A 264-nucleotide genomic window follows, 5' to 3' on the forward strand; every position below is an offset into this window, starting at 1 on the left:
TGGTTTGCTGATGAATTCCCATTTTCGCCAGCAGCGGCTCCAGCACCCGGCGGATAAAATCCGCAGGTGGCGCCGACGGGTTATCGGTACCGCCGCTCACTTCAACACGCGAAGGTCCATCGGCAAACCACAGCGCGGGCAGCACAGTTTGCAGCACCAGCGTACAACTTCCGGCGCTACCGATAGCAAAGCGGTAATCGCCGCCCCGCACGGTGCCAGGCCGGAAGAGCAGACGCTGCGATCTCAGCTCCGCACCTTCCACCG

Annotated in this window: 1 protein-coding gene; it reads right to left on the reverse strand. The window is 62.5% G+C overall.

What is annotated here, in order from left to right:
• The coding region (locus R2R70_RS20895; protein ID WP_410979034.1) for an RNA 3'-terminal phosphate cyclase at window positions 1-264 on the reverse strand (264 nt) is incomplete at both ends.

Source organism: Cobetia sp. SIMBA_158 (assembly GCF_046566945.1).
Classification (GTDB): Bacteria; Pseudomonadota; Gammaproteobacteria; order Pseudomonadales; family Halomonadaceae; genus Cobetia; species Cobetia amphilecti.